This window comes from Pseudomonas sp. D3-27, from assembly GCF_051132165.1.
In the GTDB taxonomy this organism is placed as follows: domain Bacteria; phylum Pseudomonadota; class Gammaproteobacteria; order Pseudomonadales; family Pseudomonadaceae; genus Aquipseudomonas.
Window position 1 is genome coordinate 4780390 of the sequence record NZ_CP071667.1, and the last position, 17777, is coordinate 4798166.

Annotated in this window: 16 protein-coding genes and 1 other RNA gene; 11 read left to right on the plus strand and 6 right to left on the minus strand. The window is 57.4% G+C overall.

Annotated elements, in window-relative coordinates; all coding sequences use genetic code 11:
• Nucleotides 1-91: 91 nt before the first annotated feature.
• Entirely contained in the window at nucleotides 92-619 is a 528-nt protein-coding gene (gene bamE, locus J3P92_RS21625; protein ID WP_039592330.1) for an outer membrane protein assembly factor BamE, read from the plus strand.
• 62 nt (nucleotides 620-681) lie between these two features.
• Here bamE and J3P92_RS21630 read toward each other — a convergent pair whose 3' ends face one another.
• From J3P92_RS21630 to J3P92_RS21640, 3 genes are read right to left on the minus strand one after another with little or no spacing between them, the layout of a single operon-like run.
• Nucleotides 682-981 carry an RnfH family protein gene (locus tag J3P92_RS21630; RefSeq protein ID WP_420765591.1) on the minus strand — a complete coding sequence of 100 codons (300 nt, stop codon included), beginning with the start codon at nucleotides 979-981 and terminating at the stop codon, nucleotides 682-684.
• A complete protein-coding gene (locus J3P92_RS21635; protein ID WP_420765592.1) occupies nucleotides 978-1421 on the minus strand; it encodes a type II toxin-antitoxin system RatA family toxin in 444 nt (147 codons plus the stop codon). The genes J3P92_RS21630 and J3P92_RS21635 overlap by 4 nt, the downstream gene beginning before the upstream one ends.
• Nucleotides 1422-1428: 7 nt before the next feature.
• The gene (locus J3P92_RS21640) at nucleotides 1429-2832 is read right to left on the minus strand and encodes a sodium-dependent transporter (RefSeq protein WP_434651181.1); all 1404 of its coding nucleotides are present in this window, start codon (nucleotides 2830-2832) and stop codon (nucleotides 1429-1431) included.
• 118 nt (nucleotides 2833-2950) lie between these two features.
• Between J3P92_RS21640 and smpB the strand changes: the two genes are divergently transcribed.
• Entirely contained in the window at nucleotides 2951-3433 is a 483-nt protein-coding gene (gene smpB / locus J3P92_RS21645; protein ID WP_434560725.1) for an SsrA-binding protein SmpB, read from the plus strand.
• A gap of 110 nt (nucleotides 3434-3543) precedes the next feature.
• A protein-coding gene (locus J3P92_RS21650; protein WP_434627779.1) for an IS3 family transposase occupies nucleotides 3544-4679 on the plus strand; the annotation gives its coding sequence in 2 pieces (ribosomal slippage) (nucleotides 3544-3793 and nucleotides 3793-4679; 1137 coding nt in all).
• A gap of 66 nt (nucleotides 4680-4745) precedes the next feature.
• Here J3P92_RS21650 and J3P92_RS21655 read toward each other — a convergent pair.
• Nucleotides 4746-5513 (minus strand): FCD domain-containing protein, encoded by a 768-nt coding sequence (locus J3P92_RS21655; protein ID WP_420765594.1) that lies wholly within the window; start codon nucleotides 5511-5513, stop codon nucleotides 4746-4748.
• Nucleotides 5514-5777: 264 nt separating this feature from the next.
• On the opposite strand from J3P92_RS21655, the gene J3P92_RS21660 reads away from it, so the two are divergent.
• From J3P92_RS21660 to J3P92_RS21695, 8 genes are all read left to right on the plus strand, one after another.
• Nucleotides 5778-7472: a lactate permease LctP family transporter gene (locus J3P92_RS21660; protein ID WP_434648985.1), complete on the plus strand. Its 1695-nt coding sequence runs from the start codon at nucleotides 5778-5780 to the stop codon at nucleotides 7470-7472.
• Nucleotides 7473-7621: 149 nt separating this feature from the next.
• On the plus strand, nucleotides 7622-8446 hold the full coding sequence (locus J3P92_RS21665; RefSeq protein WP_420765596.1) for a (Fe-S)-binding protein: 825 nt from the start codon (nucleotides 7622-7624) through the stop codon (nucleotides 8444-8446).
• Nucleotides 8443-9900 carry a LutB/LldF family L-lactate oxidation iron-sulfur protein gene (locus J3P92_RS21670; RefSeq protein ID WP_434648988.1) on the plus strand — a complete coding sequence of 486 codons (1458 nt, stop codon included), beginning with the start codon at nucleotides 8443-8445 and terminating at the stop codon, nucleotides 9898-9900. The genes J3P92_RS21665 and J3P92_RS21670 overlap by 4 nt, the downstream gene beginning before the upstream one ends.
• Nucleotides 9897-10568 (plus strand): LutC/YkgG family protein, encoded by a 672-nt coding sequence (locus J3P92_RS21675; protein ID WP_434648989.1) that lies wholly within the window; start codon nucleotides 9897-9899, stop codon nucleotides 10566-10568. Before J3P92_RS21670 ends, J3P92_RS21675 begins: the two co-directional genes overlap by 4 nt.
• Nucleotides 10565-13375, plus strand: a complete 2811-nt coding sequence (locus J3P92_RS21680) for an FAD-binding and (Fe-S)-binding domain-containing protein (RefSeq protein ID WP_434648991.1) — start codon at nucleotides 10565-10567, stop codon at nucleotides 13373-13375. Before J3P92_RS21675 ends, J3P92_RS21680 begins: the two co-directional genes overlap by 4 nt.
• A gap of 128 nt (nucleotides 13376-13503) precedes the next feature.
• Nucleotides 13504-13785, plus strand: coding sequence for a hypothetical protein (locus tag J3P92_RS21685; RefSeq protein ID WP_420765600.1), 282 nt, complete (start codon nucleotides 13504-13506; stop codon nucleotides 13783-13785).
• A 95-nt stretch (nucleotides 13786-13880) separates the two neighbouring features.
• Nucleotides 13881-14274: a transfer-messenger RNA gene (ssrA, locus tag J3P92_RS21690) on the plus strand.
• Nucleotides 14275-14460: 186 nt separating this feature from the next.
• Complete coding sequence (locus J3P92_RS21695) at nucleotides 14461-15717, plus strand: integrase domain-containing protein (protein ID WP_434648993.1); 1257 nt, start codon at nucleotides 14461-14463, stop codon at nucleotides 15715-15717.
• Nucleotides 15718-15839: 122 nt separating this feature from the next.
• Here J3P92_RS21695 and J3P92_RS21700 read toward each other — a convergent pair whose 3' ends face one another.
• Nucleotides 15840-16454 (minus strand): hypothetical protein, encoded by a 615-nt coding sequence (locus J3P92_RS21700; RefSeq protein WP_152032069.1) that lies wholly within the window; start codon nucleotides 16452-16454, stop codon nucleotides 15840-15842.
• Nucleotides 16426-17358, minus strand: coding sequence for a hypothetical protein (locus J3P92_RS21705; protein WP_009042104.1), 933 nt, complete (start codon nucleotides 17356-17358; stop codon nucleotides 16426-16428). The genes J3P92_RS21700 and J3P92_RS21705 overlap by 29 nt, the downstream gene beginning before the upstream one ends.
• Nucleotides 17359-17777 lie beyond the last annotated feature (419 nt).

A 17777-nucleotide genomic window follows, 5' to 3' on the forward strand; every position in this document is an offset into this window, starting at 1 on the left:
CTTTCTCGCGATGCTGCTTCGCAGCTTCTCTTAATGCGGGTATGATCGGTGTTTACGTTGTCCCAGCCAAGATAGTGGAAGTCGCCCACCGATGCAAAACACCAAGCTCTTGCTAACCAGTTTCACCTTCGTGGGACTGCTCGCACTCGCCGGTTGTTCATTCCCCGGGGTTTACAAAATCGACATCCAGCAGGGCAATGTCGTCACGCAGGACATGATAGACCAGTTACGCCCGGGAATGACCCGCCGGCAAGTACGGTTTATTATGGGCAACCCTCTGTTGACCGACACGTTTCATGCCGATCGCTGGGATTACCTGTACAGCTTGCAGCCAGGCGGCGGCGAGCGGCAGCAGGAACGCATCAGCGTTATTTTCAATGCCAATGATCAACTCGTCAGCTTGTCGGGAGATTTCATGCCCGGCGTGAGCCGCGACGAGGCCATCATGGGCAAGGATAGCGGCACCACGGTCACCGACCCGACCCAGAACACCGAACAGCCGAAACCGGAAAAACCGGCCAAGCCAGGTTCGCTGCTGGATCAGATCCAGAAGGACGTGGACAACGTCGAGACCGTACCTGTCCCGACGCCAGAACCTCTGGACACCTCGCCGCAATAAATCGCGACAATAAAAAACCCGGCATGCCGGGTTTTTTATTGCCTGCAATACAAGCCAGTTTTTTACTCAGTTCGACGAGCCTGGGCTGCCTTGGCCGCCCGCAGGCGACGAATTTCCTTGGGATCAGCCAACAATGGCCGGTAAATCTCAAGCCGGTCGGCTGGCTGCACCAGCTGCCGGTCCGGATCAGCAACCACCCGACCAAAAATCCCGATCGGACTCGTCGTCAAATCCAGCTCCGGAAAATCCGCAGCGATACCCGACGCCATCAGGGCAGCACGAACAGATGTCCCTTCCTGGACGGCGAATCGTCGCAATACCTGACGATCGACACCGGCATACACCACTTCTATCTCAATCAACGCTTGAGCTCGGCATTCTGCTTGGCACGCTGGCAAAAAGCGTCGACCAGGGTGTTGGCCGCCTGATTGAACAACGGGCCTAACGTCGCCCGCACCAGCGGCCCGGCGTAATCGAACGACAGGTCCAGGCTGATCTTGCAGGCTTTCTCACCCAGCGCCTTGAACACCCAGACGCCATGGAGCTGATTGAAAGGCCCTTCCTCAAGGTTCATCTCGATGGACTGGCCCGGCACCAAGGTGTTACGAGTGACGAAGTGCTGGCTCAACCCGCCCTTGGCGACATTGAGGCTCGCGCGCATATGGGTTTCGGAGCTTTCGAGCACCTCGGCGGACGAGCACCAGGGCAGGAATTGCGGGTAACTCGCCACGTCGTTGACCAAGTCGTACAGCGCCTGGGCCGGATAGGGCAGAAGGGCCGAGCGTTGAATATGTGTCGTCATGTAAGCGTCACTTCCACAGCTGGGTGGCAAACACTACAAGAATGCCAATGGGCGCCACATAGCGCATCAAGAACAGACTCAAGGCGAACAATACAGGACTGCGTAGCGACAGCTCATCGCGCACGGCTTCACGCCCCATGATCCACCCTGCAAACACCACGAAACACAAACCGCCCAAGGGCAACATGATCCGCGACGTGAAGAAATCAATCACACCGAAGAAATCCAGCCCTCCGGTTGCTCCCCACTGATAGAGGTGGAACAGGTCGCCTTCGTTCACGAAAAACTTTGCCTGCTTCCATATATTGAAGGAAAAAACCGTACCCAGCCCCACGAACCAGCAAGTGAAAGCCAGCCAGAAAGTCACCCAGGCACGACTGAGGCGAGTCCGCTCAACCAGATAAGCCACCATCGGCTCGAGCAAGGAAATGGCCGAACTCCAGGCGGCAATCGCCACCAGGACAAAAAACACCACGCCCATCACTTGCCCGAACGCCATGCTGCCGAAGGCAAATGGCAGGCTGACGAACATCAGCCCCGGCCCCTCGCTAGGGTTCAGGCCGGCAGCGAAGACAATCGGAAACAATGCCACCCCAGCCAACAACGACACAAAGGTGTCCAGCAGCGCAACGCCGACGACTGTCTTGGTGAGGGAGGCGCTCTTGGGCATGTAGGCGCCGTAGATCATGATCGAACCGACCCCCACGCTCAGAGAGAAAAAAGCGTGCCCCATGGCCGGTAACAGTCCATCCATGACTTTTTCCGGCTGGAAATCGAACATGAAATGCACGCCCTCCATGAAGTGCCCCGTGGTCATGCTGTAGCCCAGCAGCACCAGGATCATCACGAACAGCAGCGGCATCATGATTTGCAGGCTGCGCTCAAGCCCCGCGACGACACCACGGGCAATCACGACGGCGGAAAGCACCATGAACAGCGTGTGCCAGAGCGTCAGCCTCCAGGGATCGGCGATCACGCTCCCAAAGTAAGCGCCAACCTGATCGGGCGTTGCGTTCTGGAAGTCGCCGCGCCCCATGTCGATGATGTAGTCCAGCGACCAGCCACCGACCACGCTATAGAAAGACAGGATCAGCAGCGCCGTGATCATCCCTGCGAATGCGCCCCAGGACCACTTCGACGAATGCCCCGCCTCCACCGCCAGCACTTTCAGGGCATTGGCCGGACTTTGCCGGGCGCGACGACCGATCAGCGTCTCAGCTAACATCACCGGCGCACCGATCAGCGCGATGCACGCCAGGAACATCAGCACGAAGGCGCCGCCGCCATAGACACCGACCATGTACGGAAACTTCCAGATACTACCCAGCCCGACGGCCGAACCGGTCGCGGCGAATATGAAGACCCAGCGGCTAGCCCAACTGCCGTGGACAGAAACCTTGTCTGTCGACATCGTGATCACGCCCAAGCGTTCAAAAAAGAGGCCGCATTGTCCGGGATTCATGCAACCTGCTCAAGCACACAGGTTCACCGTAGCCGACACGCACGCAACTGCCTATAATGCCGCCCCTATGGCTAAACAGAAGAAACACCCCACAGGGACCATCGCGCAAAACAAAAAGGCGCGACACGATTACTTCATCGAACAACGTTTCGAGGCTGGCATGGTCCTGGCCGGTTGGGAAGTAAAGAGCTTGCGTGCCGGCAAGGCGCAACTGGTCGACAGTTATGTCTTGCTCAAGGACGGCGAAGCATGGCTGCTGGGCAGTCATATCACGCCGCTGACCACCGCCAGCACCCACGTCATCGCCGACCCTGTGCGCTCGCGCAAGCTGCTGCTCAACAAGCGCGAGCTGGAGAAGCTCTTCGCTTCCGTGCAGCAGAAGGGTTATGCCTGCGTCTGTACATCGCTGTACTGGAGCAAGCACTTGATCAAGTGCGAGATCGCGCTGGGCAAGGGCAAGAAGGAATACGACAAGCGTGATACCGAACGCGAGCGCGATGCCGGTCGCGAATTGCAACGTGCGGTGCGCAACAAGGGCAAGGAAGAGTAGCCAGTAGATGTGTCAAATCGACCGCCATCGCGAGCAAGCTGAACTGGCCTAATGATTTTGGACACTTCAATCGGGCGTTATGATAGCGCCCAAATCTGAGGTGTTTGGATATGCGTAAATCTTATTCGAGTGAGTTCAAGCTCAAGGCTGCCAGCATGGTGCTGGATGAAGGCCAGCCGGTTACCGAGGTCTGTGCCAGCCTAGATATCGGCCCCACTGCTCTGCGCCGCTGGGTCGATCAAGTGCAAAAAGAACGCCTGGGTTCGACCCCGGTAGGGGCCAAGGCGATTACCGCTGATCAGCGAGAAATCCAGAGGCTCAAAGCCCTACTCAGGGAGAAAGACCTGGACATTGAAATCCTAAAAAAGGCCAGTGCTCTCCTGCTTTTGGACGCCAAAGATCATTCACGCTGATCGATGAGCTGGACGAGCAATACGGCGTTAAAAGGTGTTGCCGGGCGTTTGGGATCAACCGCAGTAGTTTCTACGCCTGGCGCCAGCGCCAAGGCAGAGCAAATCCTGAACGGGACAAGCTCAAAGCCGCGCTGGTCAGGCACCACAGGGCGTCCAGAGAGTCGGCCGGCGCACGTACTTTGTCCAAGGAGCTAAAAGCCAAAGGGCATCGTATCGGACGTTATATGGCTCGCAGTTTGATGCGCGAAGCTGGCATCGCTAGTCGTCAGCGCAGGCGCCATAAGTACAAGTCGCCGGGCGTTGAGGCATTGGTGGCGCCGCACGTGCTCAAGCGAAAATTTGATGTAACGGCGGTTAACCAGGTGTGGTGTGGCGACGTGACTTACATCAAGGTCGGCAAGCGGTGGATGTACTTCGCCGCCGTTCTGGATCTGTACGCTCGGAGGATCGTGGGTTGGTCGTTCTCGATGATTTCTGATGCCAACCTGACCTGCGAAGCGCTACGCATGGCGGTTGAGCTACGCGGCCACCCCCAGGATGTGTTGTTTCATTCAGACCAAGGTTGTCAGTACACCAGTCATAAATTCCGAAACGAGCTTGTGAAACACGGGTTTAGGCAAAGTATGAGCCGTAAAGGCGAGTGCTGGGACAACGCCCCCATGGAGCGTTTCTTTGGTAGTTTGAAATCAGAGTGGGTTCCTGAAACGGGCTACAAACTGGAACATGAGGCCCGGGCAGACGTGCAGCGCTATGTCTCGCGCTACAACATCAGCAGGCCTCACAGCTACAACGACTACCGGTCGCCGGTCGCGAAGGAAAGGTTGGCGGCGTGAACCTTAATCGGTGTCCAAGATTACTTGACCAGTTCAAGCTCGCTCCCAAAAGGTTCGCAAGCTCGATCAGATGCCCTTGCGCCGCTCCGCTCGCGCCACCCGCTGCACTTCCTGACGCACCTCTTCCAAGACTTCCTGCACGTACAAGATGTGTCGGCTGGACACTTCCCGCGCCAACTCGGCGTGCCCGTCCATGATGGCTTGATAAAGCTCCCGATGCTGGCTGATCAGCATGTCGCGCGTCTCGCTGCGCTGCTTGTACATGCCGCCGATATTGGTCACCACATTGCGCTTGAGCAGGTCGAACAATCCTCGGATCGTATGCAGTAAGACAGCGTTATGGCTGGCCTCGGCGATCGCCAGGTGAAAACGCGCATCTGCCGCGCCCTCCTCTGCCCGGCTCACGTCCTCGTGGCGCGAATAACAATCCTGCAACGCTTCAAAGGCTGTCGTCAGCCGCTCCCGATCGACCTCCGTGGCCCGAAGTGCTGCGTAATAAGCGCAGGACGCTTCCAGGGTATGCCGGAACTCAAGGAGGTCGCGCTGCGCTTCGGGGTTGCTTTCCAAGAGGTGCAGCAGCGGATCACTGAACGTCGAGCCCAGCGACTCCACAACATAGTTGCCGCCGCCCTGGCGACTGATCAGCAAGCCCTTGGCCGTCAGTTTCTGGATCGCTTCACGCAACGAAGGACGTGACACGCCGAACTGCTCGGCCAGGGTCCGCTCGGCCGGCAACCGCTCGCCGGATTTCAACGTGCCCTCAAGGATCATGCCTTCAAGCCGCTCGACAATATCGTCAGACAAACGGCGCTGACGAATCTGATCAAACCCCATAACTCGACTCTCCACGGACCCGACAGCTCGCCGGGCTCTCTATTCTGGCCCATCCGAGCCCCTTCCACACCTATCAAAAACCACGGATGCCGACGGGGCGGATGCCATCGGCTGGGTGTTATGCGACGAAAGTTTCCGGGCGACAAATTGACACATGACAACCAAGGCTTTTACCCTAGCCGACAGCGCTTGTAAATTGGTATTACCAATTATCCAAAGCCGCTGACCAGTGCCTGACCAAAAACAATTAGGGGCTCACCCAATATGCAAACCTGGCAACAGCTTTACAGTCCGCTCGGCAGCCTAGGCCTGTCCGCACTCGCGGCCGTCATTCCAATCGTATTTTTCTTCCTTGCCCTGGCGGTGTTTCGCCTCAAGGGGCACGTGGCCGGCAGCATCACCCTGGCGCTGGCGATCGCGGTCGCGATTTTTGCATTCCAGATGCCGGCGGACATGGCGTTCGCGGCGGCGGGTTATGGTTTTGCGTATGGGTTGTGGCCTATCGCCTGGATCATCGTTGCCGCGGTATTTCTCTACAAGCTGACCGTCAAGAGCGGCCAGTTCGAAGTGATCCGCAGCTCGGTGCTGTCGATCACCGACGACCAGCGCCTTCAGGTGCTGCTGATCGGCTTCTGCTTTGGCGCCTTCCTGGAAGGTGCCGCCGGCTTCGGCGCGCCCGTCGCGATTACCGCCGCATTGCTGGTGGGCCTGGGCTTCAACCCGCTCTATGCCGCGGGCCTGTGCCTGATCGCCAATACCGCCCCCGTGGCATTCGGCGCGCTGGGCATCCCGATAATCGTGGCAGGCCAAGTCACCGGCATCGATGCGTTCAAGATCGGCGCCATGACCGGCCGACAGCTGCCATTGCTGTCGCTGTTCGTGCCGTTCTGGCTGGTATTCATGATGGATGGCCTGCGCGGCGTGCGAGAAACCTGGCCGGCGGCACTGGTGGCGGGCTTGAGTTTCGCCATCACTCAGTACCTCACCTCGAACTTCATCGGCCCGGAACTGCCAGACATCACCTCGGCCCTGGCCAGCCTGGTCTCGCTGACGTTGTTCCTGAAAATCTGGCAGCCCAAGCGCACCGCAGGCGCCCAGATCGCCGGCGCAACGTCCAGCGCAGCCATCACCGCCAGCGCCGGTGGTTTCGGCCAGCCTCGCAGCACCGTGGTGTCGCCCTACAGCCTGGGAGAAATCATCAAGGCGTGGTCGCCTTTTCTGATCCTCACCGTGCTGGTGACGATCTGGACGCTGAAGCCATTCAAGGCAATGTTCGCCCCTGGCGGCTCGATGTACGGTTGGGTGTTCAACTTCGCGATCCCGCACCTGCACCAGTTGGTGATCAAGTCCGCGCCAATCGTGGTCAACCCGACCGCCATCCCGGCGGTGTTCAAGCTCGATCCGATTTCGGCGACCGGCACAGCGATTTTCTTTTCCGCGTTGATCTCGATGCTGGTGTTGAAAATCGATTTCAGAACTGGTCTTACCACTTTTAAAGAGACGCTTTTTGAGTTGCGCTGGCCAATCCTGTCCATCGGCATGGTGCTGGCCTTCGCCTTCGTCACCAATTTCTCGGGGATGTCGTCGACCATGGCCCTGGTATTGGCTGGCACTGGCGCAGCGTTCCCGTTCTTCTCGCCGTTCCTCGGTTGGCTGGGCGTGTTCCTGACCGGCTCCGATACCTCGTCCAACGCGCTGTTCGGTTCGCTGCAAGCGACCACCGCGCACCAGATCGGCGTCAACGACACCTTGCTGGTGGCGGCCAATACCAGCGGCGGCGTGACCGGCAAGATGATTTCGCCACAATCGATCGCCGTGGCGTGCGCAGCGACCGGGCTGGTTGGCAAAGAATCCGATCTGTTCCGTTTCACCCTGAAACACAGCCTATTCTTTGCAACGATCGTTGGCCTGATCACGCTGGCCCAGGCCTACTGGTTCACCGGCATGCTGGTTCACTGAGTACTACACGAAGCACTGAAAAAACCGACGCCGAACCGTAATCGTCGTCCGCTATTCACAACCGGGTCTGCAAGGCTGCTGAAAGATTTCCCCTCTATATTCAGCAGCCTCAGCAGACGGATAACCGGGACCACCCGGAGACACGCCTGATGAGCGAGCTTTTTTATAACGCCGTGCCGAACGCGACCCGTGTCGCCCCGCCATTGCCCGAGCCCCGGCAGTACCCCAGCGAGAAACCTGCTCGGGTCTACCTCTTCGGGACATGCGTGGTCGACCTGTTCTACCCCGAAGCCGGGATGGATGCGATTCATCTCCTCGAGCGCGAAGGAATCCGGGTGGACTACCCACAGGGCCAGACCTGCTGTGGGCAACCGGCCTACACGTCGGGTTACACGGAACAGGCGCGGACAGTGGCGCGGGCGCAATTGGCGTTATTCGCCGAGGATTACCCGGTGGTCGTGCCGTCGGGCTCATGTGCCGGCATGCTCCGCGAGCATTATGCCGACCTGTTCAAGGACGAGCCGCAAATGCTCAAGCAGGTCCAGGCGCTGGCCGCCAGGACCTACGAATTGGCGGAGTTCCTGCTGTTCGTTTGCAAGGTGCAATTGAACGACAGTGGCACGCCAGTGAAGGTCGCGCTGCATACGTCCTGCTCGGCACGACGGGAAATGAACACCCACCTGCACGGCCGTGCGTTGTTGGCCCAGCTGCGCAATGTGGAGCGAGTCGACCACAGCCATGAGAGTGAATGCTGTGGTTTTGGTGGGACGTTCAGCGTTCGCATGCCGGATATTTCCGGCGCGATGGTGGCCGACAAGACCCGAGCGCTGAAGGAATCCGGCGCGCACCAGGTCGTCAGCGCCGACTGCGGGTGCTTGATGAACATCAACGGCGCCTTGGAAAAACAGCAGGAAGCGTTGCGCGGCCAACACTTGGCAAGCTTCCTCTGGCAGCGAACCGGAGGTGCCGCATGAGCACGCCGACGCTGATTCCGACCGTTGAGGTGCAGGAAGATTTTCGCGCCCGCGCCCACAAGGCGCTGGACGACACGCAACTGCGAAACAACTTTCGCAGCGCGATGGATTCACTGATGACAAAACGGGCAACGTCTTTCAGCGATGCCCACGAAAGAGAACATTTGCGAGTGCTCGGCAACGCTGTCCGGGCCCGCGCGTTATCCAAGCTGCCCGACCTGCTCGAGCAACTTGAAAGCAACCTGACCCGCAACGGTGTGAAAGTGCACTGGGCGGAAACGGTGGACGAAGCCAACGGCATCGTTCTTTCGATCATCCGCGCTCACGAGGCGCGGCAAGTGATCAAGGGCAAATCGATGGTCAGCGAAGAGATGGAGATGAACCATTTCCTCGAGGCTCGGGACATTGAGTGTCTCGAATCCGACATGGGGGAATACATCGTCCAGCTCGACCACGAGAAGCCTTCCCACATCATTATGCCGGCGATCCACAAGAATGCCGGTCAGGTCGCGTCCTTGTTCCACGACAAACTTGGCGTGGAATACACCAAGGACGTTGACCAACTCATTCAGATCGGTCGCAAGGTCTTGCGGCAGAAATTTTTCGAAGCCGACATCGGCGTTTCGGGCGTCAACTTTGCCGTCGCCGAAACCGGCACGCTGCTGCTGGTGGAAAACGAAGGCAACGGGCGGATGTCCACTACGGTGCCGCCGGTGCACATTGCCGTGACCGGCATCGAAAAAGTCGTGGAAAACCTGCGGGACGTCGTTCCGCTGCTTTCGCTGCTGACCCGCTCGGCCCTGGGCCAGCCGATCACCACCTACGTCAACATGATCTCCGGGCCACGCAAGGCCGATGAGTTGGACGGGCCTCAGGAAGTCCACCTGGTCTTGCTGGATAACGGTCGCAGCCAGGCATTTGCCGACAGCGAACTGCGCCAGACCCTGAATTGCATCCGCTGCGGCGCCTGTATGAATCATTGCCCGGTCTACACCCGAATTGGCGGGCATGCCTACGGTGAGGTCTACCCGGGGCCTATCGGAAAAATCATCACGCCGCACATGGTCGGCTTGGCGAAGGTGCCGGATCACCCAAGCGCCTCCTCGTTGTGCGGCGCCTGTGGCGAAGTGTGTCCGGTGAAGATTCCGATCCCGGCCCTGTTGCGGCGGCTGCGAGAGGAAAACGTCAAGGCACCGGATAGCCCTAACCCGGTGATGCGCGGCCAGGGCAGCAAATACTCGGCCAAGGAACGGTTCATCTGGAATGCCTGGGCCCGGCTCAACAGCTCGCCACGGCTGTACCGGTTGTTCGCGTTCTTCGCCACGCGCCTGCGCGCCCTGACACCGCGGAACGTCGGGCCTTGGACCCAGAACCACAGCGCCCCGAAACCCGCCGCCCGCTCGCTGCATGACCTGGCCCGCGACCACCTGAACCCGCAGGGAGACCGCCGATGAGCGCCAAGGAAAATATCCTCGCCAAACTGCGTAAAAGCCTCACAGGCACAACTCCGGTTGCCGACAACTATGACGTCGAATTGGTGACGCAGACCTACCGCTACGCACCCGAAGAACGCATCCCGCAATTGCGCAAGCTGATGGAGGCGGTACACACCGAGATCCACCTGACCTCTGGTGAGAACTGGCCGGCGCTGCTGGCGCAACTGCTGCGGGACCGCCAACTGCCGAGCCTGCTGATCGCCCCGACGACGCCTCACGGGCAAAAAATCGCACAGTTCTGGGCGAACAATCCGGACCTGCCTGCTCTCAAGTCCTACGATCGGCCTGTGGAAGAATGGAAAGCCGAACTGTTCAACGAAACCCCCGCCAGCCTGACCGGCACCCTGGGTGCCATCGCCGCGACCGGCAGCCTGATTTTGTGGCCGACGCGGGAAGAACCGCGACTGATGAGCCTCGTCCCACCGGTGCATTTCGCCTTGCTCAAGGCCAGCGAGATCCGCGACAACTTCTATGAAGTGCAACAGGAATTCGAGTGGGCCCAGGGCATGCCCACCAACGCCCTGCTGGTATCGGGTCCGTCGAAAACCGCCGACATCGAGCAAGTCCTGGCCTATGGCGCCCATGGCCCGAAGGATCTAGTGGTGCTGATTATGGAGGACCAATGACACTTCCGGCCCCTTTCCTGCGCGATGTCCTACAGCTGATCCCGCAGCAGCGACGTTTCGACGACCCGCTGTCGACCTTGGCGTTCGGCACCGACGCCAGTTTCTATCGGCTGGTTCCGAAGCTGGTGGTACGCGTCGAGTCCGAAGACGAAGTGATTGCTCTGCTGAAACTGGCCCAGCGTGATCGCGTTCCCGTCACGTTCCGCGCGGCCGGCACCAGCCTGTCCGGCCAGGCCATCAGCGACTCGGTGCTGATTGTGTTGGGGGATAACTGGAACGGTCGCGAGATTCGCCAGCAGGGCACGCAGATTCGTTTGCAACCCGGCGTGATCGGCGCCCAGGCCAACGCCTGGCTCGCCCCGTTCGGGCGCAAGATCGGCCCGGACCCAGCGTCGATCAATGCCTGCAAGATTGGTGGCATCGTCGCCAACAACGCCAGCGGCATGTGCTGCGGCACCGCACAGAATACCTATCACACCCTGGCCGGCATCCGCCTCGTCCTGGCCGACGGCACGCGCCTGGACACCGAAGACGCCGCCAGCGTGGCGGCCTTCCGGACAAGCCACGGTGAACTGTTGGAACGACTGGCGACCCTCGGCCGCGAGACCCGCGCCAACACGGAACTGGCCGCCCGAATTCGCCACAAATACCGTCTGAAAAATACCACCGGCCTGTCGCTCAACGCCTTGGTGGATTTCGACGAGCCTGTGGATATCTTGAGCCACCTGCTGGTGGGCTCCGAAGGCACCCTCGGCTTCATCAGCGCGGTGACCTACAACACCGTCATCGATCACCCGAACAAAGCATCAGCGCTGATCGTATTCCCGGACGTGGAAACCTGCTGCAACGCCGTCACCGTGTTGAAAAGCCAGCCGGTTTCCGCCGTCGAGCTGCTGGACCGCCGCAGCCTGCGTTCGGTACAGGACAAACCCGGCATGCCGGATTTCGTACAGCATTTGTCGAACAATGCCTGCGCCCTGCTGATCGAATCCCGCGCGGCTTCGTCATCATTGCTGCAAGAACAGCTGGCACGGATCATGGCCTCATTGGCCGGCTTCCCGGTGGAAAAGCAGGTCGACTTCACCGAAGACCCACGGGAAAACGCTCGCCTCTGGGCGATCCGCAAGGACACCTTCCCCGCCGTGGGCGCGGTTCGCAAGACCGGGACCACTGTGATCATTGAAGACGTGACGTTCCCGGTCGAACAACTGGCTATCGGCGTGAATCGCCTGATCGCGCTGTTCGACAAACATCACTACGACGAAGCGATCCTTTTCGGACACGCGCTGGAGGGCAATCTGCACTTCGTCTTCACCCAGGGCTTCAACAATACCGAAGAAGTCGCACGGTACCAGGCGTTCATGGATGACGTGGCGCACCTGGTGGCGGTGGAGTTTGGCGGCTCACTGAAAGCCGAGCACGGCACCGGCCGCAACATGGCGCCGTTCGTCGAGCTGGAATGGGGCAGCGACGCCTATCAACTGATGTGGCAACTCAAACGCCTGCTCGACCCCAACGGCATTCTCAACCCTGATGTGGTGCTCAGCGAGGACCCACAGATTCATCTCAAGCACCTCAAACCCTTGCCAGCCGCCGATGAGATTGTGGACAAGTGCATCGAATGCGGCTTCTGCGAGCCGGTGTGTCCGTCCAAGGACCTGACCCTGAGCCCGCGCCAGCGCATCGTGATCTGGAGGGACATCCAGGCGAAAAAGCGCGAAGGCATTGATACTTCCGAGCTAGAGACGGCCTATCAATACCAGGGCATCGACACCTGCGCCGCCACCGGGCTGTGCGCCCAACGCTGCCCTGTAGGCATCAATACCGGCGAACTGGTTAAAAAGCTCCGCGGACGCGACGCGACGCGTACGAAAACCGCCGACTGGCTTGCAAGTAATTTCACAACCGCATTGCAAGGGGCGCGCTTTACCCTGCATGTTGCCAATGGTGCGCGGATGCTCTTGGGGGCGCCGAGGCTGGCGCGTTTGTCCGCAGGACTGACACGCTTGTCCAAAGGCCAGGTCCCACAGTGGACCCACGCCATGCCGCAGCCGGAAAGGGCCATTCGATTCAGTCCCGCCGTGTCGGACGAACGACCCAGAGTGGTTTATCTGGCGGCCTGCGTGTCGCGAGTCATGGGACCTGCGGCAGGGGACAAGGAACAAATGTCGCTGCATGACAAGACTCGTGGCCTGTTGGAAAAGGCCGGCTATCAAGTTGTCGTCCCGGACAATGTGGACAGCCTTTGCTGCGGCCAGCCCTTTGCGTCCAAAGGTTACGCCGACCAAGCCGAGCAGAAACGCCAGGAACTGATCGGCGCGTTGCTGCAGGCCAGCCGGGGCGGGCTCGACCCGATCTACTGCGACACCAGCCCCTGCGCCCTGCGCCTGGTCCAGGACTTGGGCGACGTACGTCTGGATCTCTACGACCCGGTGCGCTTCATTCGCACGCACTTGATGGATCGCCTCGACTTCATGCCACAGGAGGCGCCTATCGCAGTGCATGTCACCTGTAGCACCCAACACCTCGGTGAAAGCCAGGCGTTGATTGACCTGGCGCGCAGGTGCAGCAAAAACGTGGTCATACCTGAAGGCATCCATTGCTGCGGTTTTGCCGGTGACAAAGGTTTCACCACGCCGGAACTGAACGCCCACTCATTACGCACCTTGAAGGACGCGGTACAACATTGCAGCGAGGGAATCTCCACCAGCCGGACCTGTGAGATCGGGCTTACGCAGCATGGCGCAATCGACTACCACGGCCTGGTCTACCTGGTTGATCGAGTGACCCGTGCCAGGGTGACGTGAAGAAAAATAGAACCCTTGAGCGAGACGGTAGTCCACAGAACAAGCCCTGAAGATCGGGGCTTTCCCTCCATTCGGTTATCCGTCCTGACGGCCAGCGAAGTCTGGATCCTCAGTTCAAGGAGATAGATATGAAGCGTTCTGCACTGTTAGGTCTGTTCGTTACCGCCTCAATGTTGGCAACCGGTTCGTTCGCAGCAAGTAAGCCGGACAGCCAGTGTGACACCAATATCCAAACCATCGAGAACGCCAAGACGCAGTATCAGTCTTCACCCGACTTACAGGGCCGTGTGGAAACCAGCGTGGCGAAGGCAAAGGCGCTCAAGGCTGAAGGGAAAGTTGACGATTGTGTCGCCGAAACCGATCGGACCATCCTGGAAATCAGAAAAACCTCTGACGGCACCAACAAGTGATCGATGAGCAGGCCAACCTTCGGGTTGGCCTGCTCGCTCGATTGGCGTACACTACGCAGGCCTGTCGCTCCAGAGATTCACGGAGTGCCAGGTTCGGGGCCGTTTAGGATTCGACGCCGGTTGCGAAACTTTAGGTGCATGCCGAGTTGGTAACAGAACTCGTAAATCCACTGTTGCAACTTCCTATAGTTGCCAATGACGAAACCTACGGGGAATACGCTCTCGCTGCGTAAGCAGCCTTAGCCCTTCCCTTCTGGTACCTTCGGGTCCAGCAATCACCAGGGGATGTCCGTAAACCCAAAGTGATTGTCATATAGAACGGAATCGCCGTGCAGTACGTTGTGGACGAAGCGGCTAAAACTTACACAACTCGCCCAAAGCACCCTGCCCGTCGGGTCGCTGCGGGTTAACTCAATAGACACGGCTAAGCATGTAGTACCGACAGCGGAGTACTGGCGGACGGGGGTTCAAATCCCCCCGGCTCCACCATTTCATCATGTAAAGACGTCCACGGACGTCTTTTTTTGTGCCTGAAATTCAGTAAATACGAGGGTTTCAGCTCTTTTGGGGGCTTTGGAGGATTTCTGAGTTCCAGGCGCTTTGGTATCCCAGGTGGTATCCCGAGTTACCAATTGCTATTTTCAGGATACCAAAACGGTGCTGGAGGTAGCCCCCATGCCTACTAACGCAACCCGCCTCTCCGATCGCCAGCTCAAGGCAGTCAAGGCAACTGGTAAAGACTTCGTCCTCAGCGACGGCGACGGCCTGCAGCTTCGAGTACGCGCCAGCGGCTCGATGATGTGGAATTTCAATTACCGCGAGCCGTTGACCAGAAGCCGTCTTAATATGGCGCTCGGTCCATACCCCGACCTCTCGCTAGCCAACGCCCGGAAGAAAGCAGCAGAGGCGCGTGAGCTGCTCGCTTTGGGCATTGATCCCAAAACCCAGCGTGATGAGGTAAGGCAAGCCAAACTTGCTGAGACTGAACACACGTTCGAGAAGGTGGCCACCGCCTGGTTCGAGCTGAAGAAAGACTCCGTAACCAAAGCCTACGCCGAAGACATTTGGAGATCGCTGATGCTCCATGTGTTCCCAAGCATGAAAACAACGCCGCTCTCTCAAATCACTGCTCCGATGGTTATCAAGATCCTTCGCCCAATCGAGGCCAAAGGGAGCCTAGAAACCGTGAAACGACTGAGCCAACGACTCAACGAGATCATGACCTACGGGGTCAACTCCGGACTGATATTTGCGAACCCCCTCAATGGAATTCGGGCGGTGTTCAAGAAGCCCAAGAAAGAGAACATGGCTGCGCTACCACCTGAGGAGCTTCCCGAGCTCATGATGGAAATCGCGAACGCCAGCATCAAGCGCACAACCCGCTGCCTGATCGAATGGCAACTGCACACGATGACCCGCCCTGCCGAAGCAGCTACCACACGATGGGCAGATATCGACTTTGACAAGCGCATTTGGACCATTCCGCCAGAGCGCATGAAAAAGCGTCGGCCGCACACAATCCCTCTTACCGATCAGGCACTTTCGTTACTGGAGACGCTCAAGCAACTCAGCGGTAACAGAGAGTACGTGTTCCCCTCAGATAGAAATCCCCGCACCCATGCCAATAGCCAGACCGCCAACATGGCGTTGAAGCGCATGGGCTTTCAGGACCGTCTAGTCAGCCACGGCTTGCGCTCGATGGCGAGCACCATCCTGAATGAGCATGGCTGGGATCCGGAGCTGATCGAAGTCGCGCTGGCGCATGTTGACAAGGACGAAGTTCGAAGTGCCTACAATCGGGCGGACTACATCGAACGCAGGAGGCCGATGATGGCTTGGTGGAGTGAGCACATCCAGAAAGCGGCCATAGGCAGCCTATCGGCATCTGCGATCAATCCGACCAAGAACCGCAACGCTGTGCCGATACGCTGAGCACTCACCGAATGGCGCAGTTAGTCGACCCTGCAATACTAAGAAGGTCACGAAGTGAAGAAAATTAAATACATCGAAGTCGCAGCAGATTTAACCCTGTAAGCAGAGTGGAAAGCCTAGTATTACTTATTCGCACCATTCCGGTCAGCCTCCATCTTTTCGATACTCGACTTATCGAGATGATCGAACATGGTGGCTAGATTTTTTTTGATCAGATAGAGAGACAGCATCAAAAAGCAAACAGCTACCACTACGGTAAAAAGGCATAGCATAACAGCTGGAACCGCCTCAAATAAACCGACGGTCAATTGCGATATTGACGCTATAAAACTTGATGAAATCGTATAAAAAATAATATTACTCAATCTACGCAACGGATAGTAAAGCGACGAGTAATACTCTGCACCATTTAACTTAAGTCCATCCAACCAATTCTCTTCATAGCTATCTGAATCATAAACCTCCTTCTTCATATTAACAATAATAAACGTTTTAGCCGACATCAAAAATCCGCCCAACGCTAAAAACCCGGTGAATAAGCTTCCACGAAGATTTTTAGAGTAAAACTCAAATATCTTTGCAGTAGTGCCTGGCTCAAGCCATATAAAGCCTAATACGCTGGTAGGGCCAGAGGCGACAGATACAATGGCGACATACAGGGCCGCAGAAATTACTACTGCAACCGGGACAACCCATCGCTCTTTCAGGTTATTCGACGACTTTTTTTGAGAAAACATGGGCGTACTCCGTTTCGCATTTATCCTTAAGTGCTTTAACCAGACTGCATTCCCTAAGCTTTTTTGGATCAAATGTCATCAATCCGAGAATGAAATCGTCGTAGGCCATTTCCCCATAATTCACAGGGACGTCCATGATCTTCACGGATACCGGCTCGTCTTGGTCGTCGAGCACCTCAATCCTCGCAGTTTTTTCCTTAACTGTCGACATCATGTTCTGAATGCCTTTGATGATAAGGCTTGAATCCACCGAGCTATCAAAGCGAACATCGTGCCTTGCTTTAGCTACTAGCCCGTGCAATGGGGAGTCATCACTAAGATACGCCTCAACAGAAGCAATTTCATACTTAAAGGAGCGTATTTCTTTATATTTAGCCAAAACCTTTTCAATATCACGCGACTGCACTAACATCTCAAAGGCCAAGCCATGAAAAAACCTGCTATTTACCGCTTTAATTTGCTTCTGTGGAGCATCTTCGGCCAGCGCATCTAATTCAACCTTCCTTTTTGCCTCGAGCTGGCGCCTGTACAGCGATGTAATCATCGACGCAAAATTAGGCAAGGTGCAGGCACCGTAATGGTATTGATAAAGCCCAAACCCGTTGAGCTTATTGATGACAAGAAAGTTAAACTCAGCAATTTTTTCCAGATCAGCAAGCTCGGAGATTTTGACTTTCATTTCTCCCTTGTCACTTACAAGCGATGCAAACCGCTTTTGATTCTTAATGGTAATTACAACACCATAGAAAAACTTATCATCACTATCCAATATTATTCTGCGAACATTACCCGATTTGATAGCGAACTCAACATTAGCTCCAACAAGAGACGACAAGAAAGAATTGAGCTCGATATCGCTTTTCTGCGCCGAAAATGAAAACCCGTAGTTTTTGGAAATGTACATCCGAACTCACATCCTTATGAAACTGGTGCCGCCGGTCGTTCGCGCCTACCCAGCAAAGTAGACATGAAACGCCCTAGCCCGCACCAGCCAATTGTTGGTGGCAAAGCGGCATCATACGTCAGTCGGAACGACTACTGAAGATATCGACCGAACATGCGCACCTGGCGCGCGGAGAGCACCTCATCAAAGCGAGAAATTCCTCACAGGTGGCTGCGGGCAAAGCGCATGCACATCGCGAGCAGCACCTTCGATAGGTAAAGCAAGATGGTGGAGGTGGCCTGGTTCACGCCCTTGTCGATCACATGCTGGTTGACCTCAAGCGCAAGATCGTCCGGGGACTATTCGGATAGCCGCAATTGACGTCCCAGATGCTGTGATAGTTCTGTTTGCGACAGCGGCGACACCGGCGACAACCCTCG